The 1,373-nt window shown below is 40.9% G+C and carries 2 protein-coding genes and 1 pseudogene; all 3 read left to right on the top strand.

The features are described 5' to 3' along the window. A pseudogene (locus J1N10_RS20860) lies at positions 1-651 on the top strand (DNA repair protein RadA); the annotation flags it as partial. A gap of 1 nt (position 652) precedes the next feature. Next, positions 653-985, top strand: coding sequence for a hypothetical protein (locus J1N10_RS20865; protein WP_262328551.1), 333 nt, complete (start codon positions 653-655; stop codon positions 983-985). Between the two features lie 29 nt (positions 986-1,014). Then, positions 1,015-1,373: hypothetical protein (locus J1N10_RS20870; RefSeq protein WP_262328665.1), on the top strand; the 359-nt coding region annotated here is incomplete at its 3' end.

Below are 1,373 nucleotides of genomic sequence, written 5' to 3' on the forward strand. Positions count from 1 at the left end.
GTAAATGCCACTACTTCCATGCCCAAAAGTAGTGGCTCACAAAACAGGGCATTCAATCCCGGCACCACAAGAACCGCAGTCATCGCATCCGACCAAGTTGTTTTGGCAAACGACCTTGCCAAAATGAATTTTAAGACCATCTCAATCAGGGGAAAGTTCGGGAGGCTCTTGGGTAAGCTGTATATCCCATTCTATATAATGATTTACGGCTCACGCTTTCATGGCAAGAGTACCGTAGCCTTGATGTTTGCCGATGAATTGGTAAAGCAACACGGCTATAAAGTCCTGTATGTAGCCAATGAAGAAGGTGCAAAAGGAACAATGCAAGAGAAGGTTGTGAGACTTGGCATAAATAGCCCAATTGGAATTATCGAGGACTACAATCCTAAGCTATTTAGGGATTACGATGTGGTATTTATTGACAGTACCCAAACGACTGATATTTCTCACGAGGAATTTAAAGAGCTGAAGAAACAGTTTCCGAACACCTCATTTGTAATCATCAATCAGGCAAACAGAGACGGAAGTTCCAAAGGCGGTACGAAGTGGGAGCATATAGTGGATGCCATTATGCACATCGAAAACCAAAGTGCGACAATGGAGAAAAACCGCTTTCCGGAGGGCAGTACCGAAACCATTAAAATCTTTTAGCATGGAAGAAATGACAATAAAATTCTATTGGCTTGTTATCGGTGCTTTTAGCTCGCTTATCGTTGGTGTGGTTTCCTTTATTATTCGCAATGCCATTTCAAAGAATGCCACAAAGGAAACGGTGGATGCTAAAACCGATTTATTGGAAAAGGATATTCAGCACTTGACTAAAGAGCTTGCTTCATGCGAAAACAAGTTTACGGTACTGCATAAACGAATATCTGATTTAAGGGACAGCTCCAAGGAAATTTATGTGAGCAAGGAACTATTCCACCAAACCATTAAGCAGCTTAACGAGAAGCTCGATACCATATTAAAATTTGTAGAACGATGACAGGCAATGCCTGAGATAATTATAAACTGATGAAGCTATTTAAAAAGTTAGCAGGAAATGCAACGGCAGAAACCTTAAAAGAGGGAACTAAGCTCATAGATGAAATATTCACCACTCAGGAAGAAAAGCTCCAGGGGAAAATGGAACTCTTTAAAATGGCAGTAGCTGATAGGAGTTCGGCCAGGGAGATGTATCAAAAAGACAGTTGGCTTCAAAAAGCCTTTGCAATTTTCTTCTTAGTTGCTTGGTGCGCATTGACTTTCGTAATGCTGAACTACTTCATTTTCGATACCATTCAGCTTGATGATTGGCAAATAGCATTTGTAAGCAGTATCAACGGTGGAATATCCACCAAACTAAGCACCATTATTGACTTTCTTTTCGGTGG

The sequence above is a fragment of the Carboxylicivirga litoralis genome (assembly GCF_025499605.1).
Lineage (GTDB): Bacteria > Bacteroidota > Bacteroidia > Bacteroidales > Marinilabiliaceae > Carboxylicivirga > Carboxylicivirga litoralis.

Bases quoted from the DNA above. Each gene is read 5' to 3' on its own strand.
- J1N10_RS20865 (WP_262328551.1), top strand. From the start codon at position 653: ATGGAAGAAATGACAATAAAATTCTATTGGCTTGTTATCGGTGCTTTT.